This window comes from Galbitalea sp. SE-J8 (genome assembly GCF_030345695.1).
Lineage (GTDB): Bacteria > Actinomycetota > Actinomycetes > Actinomycetales > Microbacteriaceae > JAUASV01.
This window is the reverse complement of the sequence record NZ_JAUASV010000003.1, coordinates 17234-34494: the sequence shown is the minus strand read 5'-3', so window position 1 is coordinate 34494 and position 17261 is coordinate 17234. Positions and strand designations below refer to the sequence as shown.

Below are 17261 nucleotides of genomic sequence, written 5' to 3'. Positions count from 1 at the left end.
ATCGACGCGAGCGGATAGGCTCTCGGATCGTGACCTCGCTCAGCGGCCGACAGTACGAGCTGTCCTCCGGACCCTATCGCGCGGCGATCGCGAGCGTCGGGGCGTCCCTGCGCGCGCTCACCGTCGACGGCCGCGACCTCGTCGTGCCGTACGACGCGGACGAGGTGCGGCCGGTGTACCGCGGCGCAACGCTCGCGCCGTGGCCGAACCGCGTCGTCGAGGGCCGGTACGCCTTCGGCGGCGTGCTGCACGAGCTCGCGCTCACCGAGCCGAAGCGCGGCCACGCCCTGCACGGCCTGGTGGCCTGGCTGGACTTCGCCGAGGTCGCGGTCGCGGCCGATTCGGTGGTGCTCGCGGCGTCGATCGTGCCCCAGGCCGGCTACCCGTTCGCGGTCGACGTTCTCGTCGCGTACGAGCTCGACGCCGACGGCCTGCACGAGACCGTGACGGCGACGAACGTCGGTCCGTCGCCCGCCCCCTGGGGCACCGGACCGCATCCGTACCTCGTCGCGGGCGACGGGCGCGTCGACGACTGGACGCTCGAGTCGAGTGCCACGCGCGTGCTGCAGGTCACCGACGACCGGCTCATCCCGGTCTCCCTCGACCCCGTGCCGCCGGCGTTCGACTTCCGTTCGCCGCGTCCGATCGGCGACACGTTCATCGACCACGCCTTCACGGGCTTCGCCTCGCGGTCGGTCACGATCACGGCGCCGAACGGCACGGGCGTGCGGGTGACGTGGGACGAGGCGTGCGGCTGGCTGCAGGTGCACACCGCCGACCGTCCCGACGCGCCGGAGCTCTCGCGCATCGGTCTCGCGGTCGAGCCGATGACCTGCCCGCCCGACGCGTTCAACAGCGGAACGGATGTCGTCGTGCTCGCGCCCGCCGCCTCGACGAGCGCGGGCTGGACGATCGCCGCGCTCTGACCTTCGCCGCGCACGGCGCGCGCCCGCGCACGGCAGCGCGCGCACGGCGAGCCCGTCCGCGCACGTCGAGCCCGTCCGCGGCGAGCGCCCGCGCGCTCAGCCCGCGGCGGGCGCGTCGGCGCGACGGATCCAGACCCGCATGGTCCCGGACGCCCGCTCCCCCCACTCGCTGTAGGGGACGAGCCGGATGTCCTGGTCGGTGCGCGGCGCCGGCGCAGCCGTCGGCCCGTACGGCCACGCGTGCTCGATCGGCGACTCGCGCCGGCCGTGCACGACGACCCCGTCGCGTCCCTTGCGACGGGCGGGGACGGAGGTGTCGACGAGCAGGTCGTCGATGCTCTCGTCGCTGCCCAGGTCGAACGACTCGGCGCAGTACACCAGCGGGCCCGCCTCGATCGCCACGGCGCCGCGGACGTCGTCGATGCGCGGATCGGGGTAGCTGAAGCGGGGCTCGGTCGGCAGCTCGAGGGTCACGCCCTCCCCGGCCCCGAGGGCACGGGGCAGCGTCACGTAGCCGCCGGCCGCCGCAGCGATCCGCGTGCCCGCGTCATCCGTGAGCGTCGCGCCCTCCGCCCACGCCGGCACGCGCAGCGAGAGCCGCCAGTCGCCCTCGGGCGCCGTCACGACGCGGATCCGCACCGCGCCGTCGTACGGGTAGTCGGTGCCGACCTCGAGCTCGACCGGGCCGGCGGCCAGATCGGCGCGGATGCTGCCCGCGGTGTACAGGTGCACCTGCACGGCGTCGTCCGTCGTGGTCGCGAGGTAGCAGCCGAGCGTCGCGAACGTGCGCGCCACGTTGGTCGGGCAGCACGACACCTCGTACCACGCCGAGCGCTGGCTCGACGCCGCGCGCCGGCTCTGCTTCGCGGGGTCGACCGGCGAGCCGGGCGTGCGCTGGTGCAGCGTGTTCGCGTAGAAGAAGGAGCGGCCGTCGCGGCCCGGCGAGGTCGCGATCACGTTGTGCAGCGTGCGCTCGATGAGGTCGGCGTAGCGCGCTCGACCGGTGGCGAGCAGCAGTCGCCAGCTCAGCATCACCGAGCCGACGCCGGCGCAGGTCTCGCAGTAGGCGCGCTCGCCCGGCAGTTCGAAGTCGGTGCCGAACGACTCGTCCTGGTGGTGCGAGCCCATGCCGCCGGTCAGGTAGGTGCGACGCGCGACCGTGTTCTCCCACTGCAGCTCGATCGCGGCCAGCAGGTCGGCGTCATCCGTCTCCACCGCGACGTCGACCGCGGCGGCGGCGAGGTACAGCGCGCGCACCGCGTGCCCGCGCAGCACGGTGGCGTCGCGCACCGGGATGTCGTCCTGGTAGTACTCGCGACCGAACTCGATCTCGGCGAGCCTGCCGTGCCCGCGCCGCTCGACGAACAGCGCCGCCTGATCGAGGTACCGGCGCTGGCCGGTGAGGCGCGCGAACTCGGCGAGCGCCACCTCGATCTCGGGGTGCCCGCACACCGAGTCGATGCCGTCGGGGCCGAACGTGTCGCACACGTGGTCGGCGACGCGCGTCGCGATCGCGAGCAGCTCGTCCTCCCCCGACGTGCGGCACCGGGCGACGGCGGCCTGCAGCAGGTGCCCGTAGCAGTACAGCTCGTGGCCCCACTCCAGATCGGAGTACCGCGGCGCCTGCCCGGGCCGGCCGAATCGGGTGTTGATGTAGCCGTCGGGCTCCTGCGCCCGGCCGACGATCGCGATGAGCTCGCGGATCTGCGCGTCGAGGTCGGGGTCGCCCGTGCGCCCGTGCTCCCAGCTCATCGCCTCGATGAGCTTGTACACGTCGGAGTCGGTGAACTCGCGACCGCGCCGCGCCTGCGGCAGCGTGCCGGCCGCGGCTGCCTCGAGGTTGCCGATCCAGCCGACGCGCTCCATCCAGTAGCGGCAGTGCTCGATCATCCGCTCCGTGTTGAGCCGCTGCCAGGTGCCCCAGTACCCCTCGGGGTGCAGCGACACGGCGTGGAGGTCGAGGGGTCGCAGCGTGCCGGCGCGCGGCTGGACGGGCAGGGCGGGTCCGGGCACGGATGCCGGGGTCGCGTGCGGCGCGTGGACCGTGCTGTCGATCGAGGTCATCCCTTCAGCGCTCCCGACATGAATCCCTTGATGTAGAAGCGCTGGAGCACGAGGAAGAGCACGACGCACGGCAGAGCGAGCACCACGACCCCCGCCTCGGTCACGCCGTAGTCGATCGCGCCCATCGCCTGCTGGCGCAGGTTGGCGATCGCGAGCGGGAGGGGCGCGAGCGACGAGTCGTTGATGAGGATGAGCGGCGCGATGAAGTCGTTCCAGGCGGCGAGGAAGGCGTAGAGCGCGATCGTCACGATCCCCGGCAGCACGGCCGGGGTCAGGATGTACCAGAGCGCTCCGAAGCTCGTCGTGCCGTCGACGAGCGCGGACTCCTCGAGCTCCGCGGGCACGGCCTCGAAGGAGATGCGCATCATGAAGATCGAGAACGGCAGCTGGTACATCGTGAGCACGAGCGCGAGGCCGAACAGCGAGTTGGAGAGGCCGACCGATCCGAGCAGCACGTACAGCGGGATGAGCAGCGAGGCCGACGGCACCATGAGGATGCCGAGCACGAGGATGAACAGCACGTTCTTGCCGATGAACGCGAAGCGCGCGAACGCGTAGCCGGCGAGCAGCGCCACCACGGTCGTCATGATCACGGTGAGTCCCGAGACGATGACGCTGTTGAGCACGTAGGTGCCGAGACCGGCGTCGTAGTTCAGCAGCTTGACGTAGTTGCCGATCCCGAATCCCTCGGCCTGCGCCGAGCCGCCGCGCGGGGCGACCGACGCGTAGGCGGCCCAGACGAGGGGGAACAGGAAGATGATCGCGATCCCGGCCGTCAGGACGTAGTACGGGGTGCGCGTCAGGCCGCGCAATGTGGTGCGGAGCATGCGGTCAGTCCTTTGCACGCAGGAGTCGGAACTGGATGAGGTTGATGACGAGCAGCGCGGCCAGCACGAGGAGCGACATCGCGCCCGCGACGCCGAGGTCGAAGTGCTGGAACGCCGCCCGGTAGATGAGCTGCACGATCGTCACGGTCGTGTTGTCGGGCCCGCCCTTCGTGAGGATGAAGAACTGGTCGAACGCGAGCAGCGACCCGGTGACGCTCAGCACCGTGGCGAGGGCGATGGAGGGCCGCAGCAGCGGCAGGGTGACGCTCCAGTAGGTGCGGATCCGGCCGGCGCCGTCGAGACGGGCGGCCTCGTAGACGTCGCCCGGGATGGCCTGCAGCCCGACCATGAGGATGAGCATGTAGAAGCCGGTGAAGCGCCAGACGATGAGGAACACCGTCGACCAGAGCGCGGCATCCGGGGTGCCGAGGAACGAGATCGGCTCGTCGATGATTCCGAGCCCCTGGAGGATCGGGTTGAGCGGGCCGATGTTCGGGCTGTACAGGCCCCAGAAGAGCAGCGACGAGCTCGCGAGCCCGAGCGCGCTCGGCACGAGCACCGCGGTGCGCAGCACGGAGTTCCAGCGCGTGCTCTCCTGCACGAGCAGCGCGAGCAGCATCGCCAGCACGAGAACGATGACGCCGACGATGACGGTGTACTCGAGCGTGAACGCCACGCTCGGCCACAGCAGCGGCTCGCGGAACACGTCGACGAAGTTGTCCGGCGCGTTGAGCCCCTTGTCGCCGCCGAGCAGCGACCAGTCGCTGACGGACATGCGGCTGACGGTGAGGAGCGGGAGCAGGAACAGCAGCACGACGAACGCCGCGGCCGGGGCCGCGTACGCCCAGCCGAGCAGTGCGCGCCGGCGGGACATCGGCATCCGTCGCCGCGGCCGGCGCGCGGCCGCCGCCGCGCGCGCCGACACAGAGTGGGTGGTCATCGTGGAACTCCAGACGGGGATGGTCGGGCGGGTGCCGGCGCGATGCCGGCACCCACCCGCTGGTCAACCGGCGAGGATCGCCGTGATCGCGTCGTTGTCGGCGTCGATCTTGCTCGCGTCGCCGAACACCGCGTCACGGAAGAGCACCGTCCACGGCCCGTTCGGGTCGTTCACGGCCGCGCCCATGTTCACGGCGAGCGGCGCCACGCCCTTGGCCGCGACCTCGTTGATGGTCACGAGCCGCGGGTCCTTCTCGGAGTACTTGTTCGAGGCGAGGTCGGTGCGGGCGACGACGTCGTTGTTCTTGGCGAGCACCTCGACCTGAGCCTCGTCGCCGAGCGACCACGCCAGGAAGTTCCAGGCCTGGTCGGCGTGCTTGCTGGATGCCGAGATGCCGATGGCGTCACCGCCGACGTACGTCGACTCGCCGCCGCCGAGGCCGGGGATCGGCGCGACTCCGGTCGAGGCCGGCATGTCGCCGAGCATGGTCGACGGCATCGGCATGACGCCGACCTTGCCGTCCGGGAACGGAGCGACCCAGGTCGCACCGGTCTCGTCCTTCGTGCCGGCTCCCGTGATGCCGTCGTCGTACAGCGAGCGGTAGAAGGCGTAGACCGCCTTCGCGTCGTCCGAGTTCAGCAGCGATGCGGTGCCGTCCTCGTTGAGCACCTGGCCGCCGGCCGCCCAGATCGAGGGCCACCAGGTGAAGGCGAGGCAGCCACCGCAGTTGCCGCCGAAGTACGTGCCGCTCACGTCGCCGCCGAGCTTGTTGACGGCACGCGCCTGCTCGCCGAACTCCTCGAGCGTCGTCGGCGGCTTGTCGGGGTCGAGCCCGGCCTGCGTGTAGAGGTCCTTGTTGTAGAACAGCACCGAGACGTCGATCGTGTGCGGAACGGCGTACTCCTTGCCCTCCCAGGTGCCCGCCTTGATGTGCGACTGGGCGAGGTCGTCGGCGAACGGGAGGGCGTCGATGCGGGACGTGATGTCCTGGAAGAGGCCCTGCGAGGTGTAGTTCGGCAGGTAGGCGACGTCCGACGCGAACAGGTCGGGGAGGCTGTTTGCCCCCGCCGCCGAGCCCACCTTGGCCTGGTAGTCGTCGGTCGGGATGATCGTGAGCTCGATCTGGTTCTTGTGCGACGCGTTGTACGCGTCGACGAACGCCTTGCTCTGCGTCTGCGTCGCGGCGCGCGTCCACATCGTGAGGCTCGTGCCGTCGTCGGTGCCGTCGGCCGTGGCGGTGGCGTCGGTGCCGCCGCCGGGGGTGGTGGTGCTCGGCGAGCAACCCGCCAGGAGCAGGCCGGCCGCGGCGAGCGACGCGACCGTCGCGAGCGCCTTCGGCGCGCGCGTGGAGCGATGTGCTGTGTACATCGGGAGGTGCCTTTCTTCTCATCGTTGAGGGGGAGCATCCGTGGGGCACCGGGCATCGCGGCCCGGGTGCGCCCACGCCTTTCGCACCACGGATGTGGAAAACTACGAAAAGCTTTTCCTAACTATAGGAACCGGCGCTTACACTTGTCAAGCGGATAGAGTTCCGCTCGAACCGCCGGTTCGAAGCACGGACGAGCAGAGGAGACTTCGGCGCCCATGTCATCGGGAATCAACGCGTCCACCGCTCGACGAGCAACGACCCTGCGCGATGTCGCCGAGCTCGCCGGCGTGTCGGTTGCAACGGTTTCCAAGGTGATGAACAACCGCGCCGGCATCAGCGACGGTACCCGGGCCACCGTGGAGGCGGCCGCGGAGACGTTGCAGTTCCGGCCGAACCCGATGGCCCAGAGCCTGCTGGCCGGCCGCACGAACACGGTCGGCCTGCTCACGAACGACCTTATCGGCCGGTTCTCGCTCCCGATCCTGATGGGCGCTGAGGACGCGCTCGGCGCGGGCAGCCTGTCGGTGTTCCTGTGCGACGCCCGGGGCGACGCGATCCGCGAGCAGCACCACCTGAACGCCCTGCTCAATCGCCGCGTCGACGGGCTCATCGTGGTGGCGGACAGCGCGGCTCCCCGGCCGTCCCTCGGGCGCGACCTGCCGGTGCCCGTCGTCTACGCCTACGGGGCGTCGTTCGACGACGACGACATGTCGGTGGTCACCGACAGCCGCCAGGCCGGCCGGGTCGGCGTCGAGCACCTGCTGTCCGTCGGGCGCACCCGGATCGCCTACGTCGGCGGCGATCGCCACTTCGCCGCGGCCCGGCAGCGGGCCGAGGGCGCCGGCTCGGCCCTCGCCGCGGCCGGGCTCGAGTTCGCCATCCCGCCGCTGTTCGGCCCGTGGTCGGAGCGCTGGGGCCGCCAGGCGACCCGGATGCTGATCGAGCGCGGCACGGACATCGACGCGGTCATGTGCGGCAGCGACCAGATCGCCCGGGGCGTCATGGACGCCCTGGCCGCCGCGGGACGCGCGGTGCCCGGCGACATCGCCGTGCTCGGCCACGACAACTGGGAGATCTTCGCCGCCGAGGCGACGCCGCCGCTGACCACGATCGACATGAACTTCCAGGAGGTCGGCCGCTTCGCGGCGCAGCTGCTCTCCGAGGCGATGGCCGGCAACCCGCGACCCGGGCAGCACGTCGTCGACTCCCGCGTCGTCGTGCGCGAGTCGACCTTCTAGAGACCGGGGTCTCAGGGAACGGGCGGCACCGGACCGGTGAGCGGCGCGAGCGCGCCGCGACCGGCGAACTCCGTGTCGCCGTCCGACTCGATCTCGAGCAGACGGTTCCACTTCGCGGTGCGCTCGCTGCGCATCGTCGAGCCGACCTTGATCTGCCCGGCACGCCATCCGGTGGCGAGGTCGGCGAGCCAGTGGTCCTCGGTGTCGCCGGAGCGGGCGCTCACCACGGCGGCGTATCCGGCGGCGCTCGCCGCGCGCACGACGCGTTCCGCGCGGGTCACGGTGCCCGCCTGGTTGACCTTGACGAGCACCGAGTTGGCGACGCCCTCGCGCACGCCGCGCGCGAGCCGCTCGGGATCGGTCACGAACAGGTCGTCGCCGAGCACCTGGATGCCGTCCAGCCGCTGCGACGCACCGCGCCAGGCCGGCCACTCGTCCTCGCCGAGCACGTCCTCGACCGACACGATCGGATAGCGCTGCACCCAGTCGGCGACCCGGTCGACCCACGCCGCGTTGTCGAGGAACACGCCCTCGCCGCGCAGGCGCACGCCGCCGTGCTCGGTGAGCTGGCTCGCCGCGACGTCGATCGCGATGCCGACGTCGTCCCCCGGCACGAACCCGGCGGCCTCGATGCCGTCGCCGAGGATGCGCAGCGCCTGCTCGTTCCCCGGCAGCCGGGCCGAGAGCCCGCCCTCGTCGGCGACGAGCGCGGACCAGCCGCCCGCGGCGTCCACGAGGCGTGCGCACGCCGCCCGCACGCGGTCCACCCACTCGATCGCCTCGGCGAAGCTCTCCGCGCCGAGCGGCACGGCGAGGAAGTCCTGGAGGTCCACGGCGCCGCCGGCGTGCGCGCCGCCGGAGAGGATGTTGACCATCGGCATCGGGATGAGCGGCCGCGCCGACGGGTCGAGCGTGCGCCACAGCTCGACGCTCTCGCCGTCGGCGTACGCCAGCGTCACGCCGAGCGAGACGGCGAGCGCCGCGTTGCCGCCGTAGCGCGCGAACCCGGGCTCGCCGTCGAGCGCCTCGAGGTCGTCGTCGATCGCCGCCCGGTCGCCCGCGTCGCGGCCGCGCACGGCAGGCCCGAGCACGTCGTTCACGGCGGCGACCGCGCGACGGACGCCGTACCCGCCGTAGCGGTCGCCGCCGTCGCGCACCTCGACGGCCTCGTGCGCCCCGCGGGACGCGCCGGACGGTGCGACGGCCCGGCCGACCCCGCCGCCCGCGAGCCGCACGCGGCACGCCACCGTGGGTCGGCCCCGCGAGTCCAGCGCCTCCCAGGCGTGCACCGACTCGATCGTCATCGATCCCATTCGCGGCTCCTCCGCTCACGCAGCTCGTTCAGGCTCCCGGCCCCGCCGGTCACGGCCGCCGCGCCGAGCGCGCGCACGACGTCCCGCTCCGGCGGCGACAGGTAGTCCGCCGGCGACTTGCCGACGACGCGCGCGAGCAGCAGGCAGCCGAGCTGCGGCAGCAGCGCGTCGTCGTCCGGTATCCGGCGGTGCTCGGCATAGCCGGCCAGGAAGGCGTCGGCCGCGGCGTCGTAGCGCGCCCGGTCAGCCCGGCGGTGCACGGCCTTCATCACCAGATGGGTGAGCATGAACGCGACGTCGAACGCCGGATCGCCGCGATGGGCGACCTCGAGGTCGATGAGCCACGCGTGCGGCGCGCCCCCCGGCAGCACGAGCACGTTCTTCGGCGACAGGTCGCCGTGCACGAGGCAGACGCGCTCGCGACGGATGCGGTCCGCGACCGCCCGCACCGCATCCGCGAGCTCCGGCAGCGCCCGCGCCACCGCCTCGTGGTACGGGTCGAGACGCAGCGCCTCGAACGCGGCCGGGTCGTCGGTGAGCTCGCGCGGCAGCGGCGCGCCCGCGGTCTCGGCGTGCATCCGGCCCACGAGCCGGCCGACGTGCCGGGCGAAGTCCGCGTCGATCTCACCCGCCATGAGCTTCCGCTTCCAGTCGTCGGTGCCCTCCGGCGCCATCTCCATGACGAGGAGCATGGTCTCGGGATCGATGTCGACGACGCGCGGCACGCTCGCCGGGTCGAGGGCGGCCGCGACGCGCAGCCCGGCGGCCTCGGCGAGGATGCGGCGGCGCGGGGCGAGCCATTCGGCCTCCACCCGCAGCCGCTCGAGCGACTGCTTCATCACGAGCCGCTGTCCGTCGGCCTCGACCGCGAGCACGACGTTGCTCACGCCGCCGCTCAGCTCGCGGATCCGCACGGGTCCGCGCACGAGGCCGCGCTGCCGCAGCAGCGCTTCGGCGGAGGTGGTGTCGAGCAGTGCGATCGGCACGATCACTCCCTCAGTACGTCGCCCGGCCGCCGGACACGTCGAACGTGAACCCGGTGGTGAAGCTGCAGGCCGGGGAGACGGCGAACGCGATCGTCGCCGCGACCTCGCTCGTCTCGCCCATCCGTCCCATCGGGATGCGCTGCAGCATGTAGTCGACGACCTCGCGCGGCTGCGAGTCGAGGAAGGGCGTGCGGATGACGGCCGGCGCGACGGCGTTGACGGTGACGCCGGTCTGGGCGTACTCCTTGCCCTGAGCCTTCACGAGACCGATGAGACCCGCCTTGCTCGCCGAGTAGGCGACCATGTTCGGGTTGCCCTCCTTGCCGCCGATGGACGCGACGTGCACGACGCGCCCGTAGCCGCGCTCGAGCAGGAACGGGATCACCTCCCGCGCGATCACGAGGCCCGCGGTGAGGTTGATGCGCACCGTGCGCTCGAAGTCGTCGATCTCGACCTCGTGGCTGGGGCGGCCGAGCGGCCCCTGCACCCCGGCGCTGTTCACGACGCCGTGCAGATCACCGTGTCCGTCGACCGCCGCGAGCACGGCGGAGCGAACGGATGCCGGGTCGGTGACGTCCGCGAGCGCCGCGAGCGCCGTGCCGCCGGCATCCCGGATCTCGGCGGCGACCCGCGCCGCGCCCTCCTCGTCGCGGTCGGCGACCGTCACCGCGACGCCGCGCTCGGCGAGGTGGAGGGCGGTCTGCCGGCCGATGCCGGCGGCGGCGCCGATCACGAGCACGCTGTATCCCTCGGGGAACTCGCTCATCGTCCCGCTCCCGCCGTCGTGAGGCGGGCGTCGGCCTCGGCCGATCCGGCGGCGATCAGCCGGTGGCGCTGGCGGCCGAGGCCCGCGATGGAGATCTCGACGACGTCGCCGGGTGCGAGGAAGCGCGGCGGCTCGAACCCCGAGCCGACCCCTTCGGGCGTTCCGGTGAGGATGACGTCCCCGGGGTGCAGGGTCATGAACTGGCTCGTGTACCAGACCAGGTGATCGACCGGGAAGATCATGTCGGCCGTGCTCGAGTCCTGCCGGACCTCGCCGTTGACCGCGGAGGTCAGCCGCAGCGCCTGCGGGTCGGGCACCTCGTCGGCCGTGACGAGGAACGGGCCGAGCGGCGAGAACGTCTCGCAGTTCTTGCCCTTGTCCCACTGGCCGCCGCGCTCGAGCTGGAACGCCCGCTCCGAGACGTCGTCGGCGAGCAGGTAGCCGGCGACGTGCTCCATCGCGGCCGCCGGGTCGCGCAGCGTGCGCGCGACCCGCCCGATCACGACGCCGAGCTCGACCTCGTAGTCGGTCTTGGTGCTGCCGCTCGGGATCACGACGTCGTCGTCCGGGCCGCCGACCGTGTCGGACGCCTTGAGGAAGAGGATGGGCTCGGCCGGCACCGGCATCCCGGCCTCCGCGGCGTGCCGTCGATAGTTGAGCCCGACGCACACGATCTTCCCGGGGACGAGCGGCGGACCCACCCGCACGCCGTCGAGGTCGATCGCGCGGGCCTCGTGCGGTGCGGCGAGCGCCCGGCGCGCCGCCTCGATCGTGCCGCGGGCGACGGCGAGCGACGGGTCCGCGGGGACGTCGAGCTCGAGCGCGTGGCCGTCGTCGACGGCCACGGCGAAGCGCTCCCGACCGGGCGCGCCGATGCGCAGGATCTTCACGGGTACTCCTTCAGTGGTGGTGGTTCACGCCGAGACCGGATCGGCGGACGCGGGCCGCGCCGGCGCGGTGCGCATCGCGATCCGCAGGTCGCGCTCCGACTGGTCGAGGTGGCGCCGCATGAGCAGCTCCGCGCGCGCGGCGTTCCGGTCACGCACGGCCGCGGCGATCTGCTCGTGGGCGCCGAGGTCGTCGTCGATCGTCCCGCCGCGCGCGAAGTGCCCGCGGGCGGAGACGGCGAAGCTCTCGTGCAGGCACGACGCGAGACTGTCGAGCACGAGCGCGAGCATGCGGTTGCCGCTCGCGAGCGCCACCGCGGCGTGGAACGCCATGTCGCTGCGGTGGTACCGCTCGAGGAGCGGCCCGTCGACCGCCCCGTCGAGCGCGGCGGCGGCGCCCGCCATGCCCTCGTACGCGGAGGCGACGGCCAGCAGCGCCGCATCCGTGCCGAGTCGAGCCGCATCGCCCACGCTGAGCACCTCGAGCGCGCGGCGCACGGCCGTGAGCTCGAGCAGACCCCGGGGATCGCGGCGCAGGGCGATGGCGAGGTAGTCGGAGAGCACGTCGCTCTGCACCGGGCGCACGACGGCGCGGCGCCCGCGCGCGATCTCGAGCAGGCCGCGTCCCGCGAGCACCTTGATCGCCTCGCGCACCGTGAGCCGCGACACCCCGATGGACTCGGCCAGCTCGGCCTCCGACGGCAGCTGATCACCGGGCGACAGCCGGTCGACGACGAGGTGCTGCACCTCGCCCACCGCCTCGTCGAGCGCGGTGGGCACCGCGCCATCGCTCGTGCTCATGCCGGCAAACATATCAGATACCCTGTCGGCATCCGTTCCGCTGTTTTCCGGCGGAGAGCAGTAGCAACGGATGCATCTCGCCGAAGAAGTCAGATAGAAAGGCTCGTATGCGCATCGCACGCGTCGAAACGTTCCTGGTGCCGCCACGCTGGCTCTTCCTCCGGATCGAGACCGACGACGGCCTCGTCGGCTGGGGCGAGCCCGTCGTCGAGGGCCGCGCCGCCACGGTCGCCGCCGCCGTGCGCGAGCTCGAGCCGCAGCTCGTCGGCGCCGACCCGCGGCGCATCGAGGACCTCTGGCAGCAGCTCACCCGATCGGGCTTCTATCGCGGCGGCCCGGTCTTCTCGAGCGCGATCGCGGGCATCGACCAGGCGCTGTGGGACCTCGCGGGCAAGCGGCTCGGCGTCCCCGTGCACGAGCTGCTCGGCGGCGCCGTGCGTGATCGCGTGCGGGTCTACGGATGGGTCGCGGGCGACGATCCCGCGAACGTGCGGGACGGGGTGGCGGCCCGACTCGCCCAGGGCCTCACCGCGGTCAAGATGAACGCCTCCGGCCCGCTCACCGCGATCGACTCGCCCGCCGCGGTCCGCGGCGTGGTCGAGCGCGCCGCTGCGGCGCGGGAGGCGCTCGGCGACGACGCCGACTTCGCCCTCGACTTCCACGGGCGCTTCTCGCCGGCGATGGCCAGGCGCACGCTGCCCCTGCTCGAGCCGCTCCTCCCGCTGTTCGTGGAGGAGCCCGTCGTGCCCGAGCTCGCCGCGAGCGCGCTCCCGGCGGTCACCGCCGCCACGAGCATCCCCATCGCCGCGGGCGAGCGGGCCTACTCACGGTGGGACTTCGCTGCCCTGTTCGCCGCCGGCATCGCCGTGGCCCAGCCCGACGTCTCGCACGCCGGCGGGATCTCCGAGACCCGGCGGATCGCCGCCCAGGCGGAGACCGTCGGCGCGAGCCTCGCGCCGCACTGCCCGCTCGGGCCGATCGCCCTCGCCGCGTGCGTGCAGGTCGACCTCGCGTCGACCAACTTCCTCATCCAGGAGCAGAGCCGCGGCATCCACTACAACTCCCAGTGGGACGTGCTCGACTACCTGGCGGACACCTCGGTGTTCGACCTCGTCGACGGCGGCATCCCGCGGCTCGAGGGACCCGGTCTCGGCATCGAGGTCGACGAGCAGGCGGTGCGCGCCGCCGCGGAACGCGGACATGATTGGCACGCGCCGATCTGGCGGCACGTCGACGGGAGCCTCGCGGAATGGTAGGTCGCTGGGAGAACAGGGTGGCGGTCGTCACCGGCGGCGCGCTCGGCATCGGCGCCGCGATCGTGCGCGCGGGAGCGCGCGAGGGGGCGCGCGTGTGGGCGCTCGACGTGGACGAGGAGAGCGGCCGGAAGCTCGCGGCGACGGCGGGCGACGCCGTGCGGTTCCGGCGCGTCGACGTGACCGACGAGGCGGCGATCGCGCGTGTCACGGACGAGATCGTGGCGGAGAGCGGCGCGATCGACATCCTCGTGAACTGCGCGAGCCGCGACTCGAACGCCGACGCGACGACGATGACCTCCGAGGCCTGGGACGCCCTCATGGCGCTCGATCTGCGCGCGCCCTGGCTGATGAGCCGCGCCGTGCTGCCCGGGATGATCGCCCGGGGCGGCGGCGCGATCGTCAACATCGGCTCGCTGCACGCGATCATGACCGCCGAGGGGGCGTTCCCCTACGGCGCCGCGAAGGCCGGGCTCGCCGGGCTCACCCGCTCGCTCGCGCTCGACATGGGACCGCACGGGGTGCGCGTCAACACCGTGACGCCCGGCTGGGTGCTGAGCGAGCGGGTCGCGGCGTCGTTCGACGGCGACGACGCGCGCCGGCGGGCGGTCGAGCAGACCCAGCCGCTGCGGCGGATGGGCACCCCGGATGAGATCGCGAGCGTGGTGGTGTTCGTCGCGTCCGACGAGGCGAGCTTCGTGACGGGCGCGAACTGGCTCGTCGACGGCGGCCTCGGGGCGCGCTTCGCATGACCGTGCCGACCTGGCCGGCGCGCTCCGTGGGCGATGCGCGGCTCGAGCTGGGCGAGTGCGCCCGCTGGGTGCCGGAGCTCGGCCGCGTCACGTGGGTCGACATCGAGAGCGGCACCGTGTTCGCCGCGTCGCCCGACCGGCTCGACGACCCGGCCGTGCTCGCGCGGGCGGACGGCTCGGTCGGATGCGCCCTGACCCGCGGCGACGAGCTCGTGCTCGCGAACGAGAACCGGGTCGTGCGCATCCGCGGGGAGGAGGAGCGGGTCTCGCGCGCGCTGTTCCCCGCGGACGGCGTCCGCCGGTTCAACGACGGATGCCTCGACCCGTCCGGCCGCCTGATCGCCGGCACGCTCTCCCGCGGCGTCGACTCGGGCACCGAACAGCTGCTGAGGATCGACGGCGACGGGGTCGAGGTGCTGCGCTCCGGGGTGCGCCTGTCGAACGGGGTCGCCTTCCACCCCGACGGCCGGCTGTTCCACGTCGACTCCTTCGCCCGCACGGTCTCCTGGTGCGGCGACCTCGACGGCGAGCGGCGCTGGCAGACGGCGTTCACCGTCGACGATCCGTCGGGCGGGCTGCCCGACGGGCTCCACATCGACGCGGGCGGCGCCCTGTGGCTGTGCGTCTGGGGCGCCGGCGAGGTGCGCCGGTACTCCGAGCACGGCGTGTTGCTCGGTCGGGTCGTCGTGCCCGCGCCGCGGGTGACCTCGTGCGCCCTGATCGGCACGGACGCCGACGTGCTCGTCATCACGACCGCGCGCGAGGGCATGGACGATCGGGCGCTCGCGCGCTCCCCCGGCTCCGGGGCGATGTTCGTCGCCGACGTGGGCTGAGGTTCCTCGCGGCGGTGGACCGACCAGCCCCCGCTCCCGGGTGCGTCAGGCGTTCGCGACCGCGAACGTCACGGAGCCGTTCTCGGCGACGTCCGCATCCAGCACCTTGTCGTCGAGCAGCAGGGCCGCGTTGGGCTCGAGGAACACGCGCGCGCCCGCGCTCTCGACGACCTGGTCGTCGGGCTGCGGCTCGGTGACGACGGCGAGGGTGAGCTCGGCGGCATCCGTGGCGTCGGCCGCGATGCGCAGGCCGACCTGGTCGGCCTCGGGTGCCTGATCGGCGATGGTCTTGACGACGGTGGCGGCGTTCTCGGTGAGGGTGAGCATGGCTGCTCCTTCCGTTCGGGGTCGGATGACCGTTCGGGGTCGGATGACGCGGGCCACGCTTCCGAGAACCCGACCCGAGCGCCAGCGCGCCCAGGGTTCTGGCACGCGACGCCCACCGGGCACGGAGGCGGCGCTCCGATCGCGCTGTCATCCGCCTCATATTTACTGCACAGAATGTGCTGTATATGGTGGCGGGCGAAACAGCGACCCCGGTCATGGGTCACGAGATCGCAGAGGAGTCGATCGGATGAGTTACACGGCGAGCGCCGCCTTCCTGGAGGAGCTTCAGGCGGCGGGCATCGAGCAGATCTTCGCGAACCTCGGGCACGACTATCCGCCCATCCTCGAGGCGTACGCCGAGGCGGAGGCGGCCGGACGGACGCTGCCCCGGTTCGTCGTGTCGCCGCACGAGTCGGTCGCGCTCAGCGCGGCGCACGGCTACACCCAGGTGACCGGCAAGCCGGCGGCCGTGTTCGTGCACGTCGACTGCGGCACGGAGAACCTCGGCGGTGCGGTGCACAACGCGTCGAAGGGCCGCATCCCGGTGCTGATCTTCGCCGGCGGCGTGCCGTTCACGCAGGAGGGCGAGCTCACCGGATCCCGCAACGAGCACATCCAGTACTTCCAGGACACGTTCCACCAGAGCGAGATCGTGCGCCAGTACGTGCGCTTCGAGTGGGAGCTGCGCACGGGCGTCAACATCCGTCAGATGACCGCTCGCGCGCTGCAGTTCGCGACGAGCGACCCGAAGGGGCCGGTGTACCTGGTGGGCGCCCGCGAGGTGATGGAGGAGGTCGTGCCGCGGGTCGAACTCGACCGGGCCGCCTGGCAGCCGGTGCACCCGGCCGCGCTCGCGTCAGACGACGTCGAGACCATCGCCGACGCCCTGAGGACCGCGCACCGGCCGCTCATCGTCACCTCCTACCTGGGCCGCAACCCCGACGCCGTGCCGAAGCTCGTCGAGCTCGCGGAGTCGCTCGGCATCGCCGTGCTCGAGTCCACCCCCGGCCAGGTCAACTTCCCGTGGACCAGTCCGCTGCACCAGGGGGTGCAGTGGAGCGAGCAGGCCGAGAACGCCGCGCTCGCGGAGGCCGACGTGGTGCTCGTGCTCGACTCCGACGTGCCCTGGATCCCGCTCGTGAACCGCCCGGCGCCGACGGCGCGCATCCTCCACGTCGACGTCGACCCGTTGAAGCAGGACGTGCCGGTGTTCTACATCGGTGCGCAGCTCGCGGCTCGAGCGGATGCCGCGACGGCGCTCGACCAGCTGAACGCCCGCGTCGCGGCATCCGCCCCCATCGACCCCGAGGTACGGGCGGATCGGATCGCGTACTGGTCGGAGCGGCACGACGCGCTGCTGGCCCGGCTCACGGCCGAGGCGGCGCTCCCGGCGGACGGCACCATGACCCCCGCGTTCGTGCTCGATCAGCTCCGCGCGCACGTCGACGAGAACACCATCATCGTCAACGAGGGGGTGTCCGCCTACGGCCTCGTCGGCAGCCACCTGCGCCAGAGCACGCCGGGCGGCTCGTTCACCCAGAACGGCGGGTCGCTCGGCTGGAACGGCGGCGCCGCGGTCGGCACCAAGCTCGCGGCGCCGGACAAGACGGTCGTCGCGATCACCGGCGACGGGTCGTTCCTGTTCTCGGTGCCGTCGAGCGTGCACTGGATGGCCCGGCGCTACGACACCCCCTTCGTGCAGCTCGTGCTCGACAACGGCGGCTGGCGCTCCCCGAAGCTCTCCCTCGAGTTCACGCACCCGGGCGGAACGGCGTTCCAGAACGCCGCCGAGCTGCCCATCACGTTCGAGCAGCCCGCCGACTACCCCGCCATCGCCGCGGCCGCGGGCGGCGCCTGGGGCACCACCGTGACGGATGCGACCGAGCTGGCCGCCGCGCTCGACGAGGCCTTCCGCGTCGTCCGCGACGAGCGCCGGTGCGCCGTCGTGGCCGTGCGCGTGCAGCACCTGTGAGCAGCAC

Annotated in this window: 16 protein-coding genes; 6 read left to right on the top strand and 10 right to left on the bottom strand. The window is 72.7% G+C overall.

Features of this window, described 5'->3' with window-relative positions; genetic code table 11:
* The first annotated feature begins 26 nt into the window (after positions 1 to 26).
* Positions 27 to 926, top strand: coding sequence for an aldose 1-epimerase family protein (locus QT381_RS03180; protein ID WP_289247442.1), 900 nt, complete (start codon positions 27 to 29; stop codon positions 924 to 926).
* 96 nt (positions 927 to 1022) lie between these two features.
* Here QT381_RS03180 and QT381_RS03175 read toward each other — a convergent pair whose 3' ends face one another.
* From QT381_RS03175 to QT381_RS03160, 4 genes are all read right to left on the bottom strand, one after another.
* Entirely contained in the window at positions 1023 to 2990 is a 1968-nt protein-coding gene (locus QT381_RS03175) for a glycoside hydrolase family 127 protein (RefSeq protein ID WP_289247281.1), read from the bottom strand.
* Entirely contained in the window at positions 2987 to 3817 is an 831-nt protein-coding gene (locus QT381_RS03170) for a carbohydrate ABC transporter permease (protein WP_289247280.1), read from the bottom strand. Before QT381_RS03170 ends, QT381_RS03175 begins: the two co-directional genes overlap by 4 nt.
* Positions 3818 to 3821: 4 nt before the next feature.
* Positions 3822 to 4757, bottom strand: a complete 936-nt coding sequence (locus tag QT381_RS03165; RefSeq protein WP_289247279.1) for a carbohydrate ABC transporter permease — start codon at positions 4755 to 4757, stop codon at positions 3822 to 3824.
* Between the two features lie 63 nt (positions 4758 to 4820).
* Positions 4821 to 6125, bottom strand: a complete 1305-nt coding sequence (locus QT381_RS03160) for an ABC transporter substrate-binding protein (RefSeq protein WP_289247278.1) — start codon at positions 6123 to 6125, stop codon at positions 4821 to 4823.
* A gap of 216 nt (positions 6126 to 6341) precedes the next feature.
* On the opposite strand from QT381_RS03160, the gene QT381_RS03155 reads away from it, so the two are divergent.
* Positions 6342 to 7364 (top strand): LacI family DNA-binding transcriptional regulator, encoded by a 1023-nt coding sequence (locus QT381_RS03155; protein ID WP_289247277.1) that lies wholly within the window; start codon positions 6342 to 6344, stop codon positions 7362 to 7364.
* Positions 7365 to 7375: 11 nt separating this feature from the next.
* On the opposite strand, the gene eno is transcribed toward QT381_RS03155, so the two are convergent.
* The 5 genes from eno to QT381_RS03130 are packed head-to-tail and all read right to left on the bottom strand — an operon-like array spanning position 7376 to position 12117.
* On the bottom strand, positions 7376 to 8677 hold the full coding sequence (gene eno / locus QT381_RS03150; RefSeq protein ID WP_289247276.1) for a phosphopyruvate hydratase: 1302 nt from the start codon (positions 8675 to 8677) through the stop codon (positions 7376 to 7378).
* Positions 8665 to 9663: a phosphotransferase family protein gene (locus QT381_RS03145; protein WP_289247275.1), complete on the bottom strand. Its 999-nt coding sequence runs from the start codon at positions 9661 to 9663 to the stop codon at positions 8665 to 8667. The genes eno and QT381_RS03145 overlap by 13 nt, the downstream gene beginning before the upstream one ends.
* A gap of 10 nt (positions 9664 to 9673) precedes the next feature.
* Entirely contained in the window at positions 9674 to 10429 is a 756-nt protein-coding gene (locus tag QT381_RS03140) for an SDR family NAD(P)-dependent oxidoreductase (protein WP_289247274.1), read from the bottom strand.
* Positions 10426 to 11319, bottom strand: coding sequence for a fumarylacetoacetate hydrolase family protein (locus tag QT381_RS03135; RefSeq protein WP_289247273.1), 894 nt, complete (start codon positions 11317 to 11319; stop codon positions 10426 to 10428). The genes QT381_RS03140 and QT381_RS03135 overlap by 4 nt, the downstream gene beginning before the upstream one ends.
* Positions 11320 to 11343: 24 nt before the next feature.
* Entirely contained in the window at positions 11344 to 12117 is a 774-nt protein-coding gene (locus QT381_RS03130; RefSeq protein ID WP_289247272.1) for a FadR/GntR family transcriptional regulator, read from the bottom strand.
* Between the two features lie 107 nt (positions 12118 to 12224).
* Here QT381_RS03130 and dgoD point away from each other — a divergent pair, with 107 nt between their 5' ends.
* The 3 genes from dgoD to QT381_RS03115 are packed head-to-tail and all read left to right on the top strand — an operon-like array spanning position 12225 to position 14955.
* Positions 12225 to 13373, top strand: a complete 1149-nt coding sequence (gene dgoD, locus QT381_RS03125; protein WP_289247271.1) for a galactonate dehydratase — start codon at positions 12225 to 12227, stop codon at positions 13371 to 13373.
* A 17-nt stretch (positions 13374 to 13390) separates the two neighbouring features.
* On the top strand, positions 13391 to 14122 hold the full coding sequence (locus tag QT381_RS03120) for an SDR family NAD(P)-dependent oxidoreductase (RefSeq protein WP_289247270.1): 732 nt from the start codon (positions 13391 to 13393) through the stop codon (positions 14120 to 14122).
* A complete protein-coding gene (locus QT381_RS03115) occupies positions 14119 to 14955 on the top strand; it encodes an SMP-30/gluconolactonase/LRE family protein (RefSeq protein WP_289247269.1) in 837 nt (278 codons plus the stop codon). Before QT381_RS03120 ends, QT381_RS03115 begins: the two co-directional genes overlap by 4 nt.
* A 45-nt stretch (positions 14956 to 15000) precedes the next feature.
* Here the strand turns inward: QT381_RS03115 and QT381_RS03110 are convergent, their stop codons facing one another.
* Positions 15001 to 15282, bottom strand: coding sequence for a HesB/IscA family protein (locus QT381_RS03110; RefSeq protein WP_289247268.1), 282 nt, complete (start codon positions 15280 to 15282; stop codon positions 15001 to 15003).
* 247 nt (positions 15283 to 15529) lie between these two features.
* On the opposite strand from QT381_RS03110, the gene QT381_RS03105 reads away from it, so the two are divergent.
* On the top strand, positions 15530 to 17254 hold the full coding sequence (locus QT381_RS03105; protein WP_289247267.1) for a thiamine pyrophosphate-requiring protein: 1725 nt from the start codon (positions 15530 to 15532) through the stop codon (positions 17252 to 17254).
* Positions 17255 to 17261 lie beyond the last annotated feature (7 nt).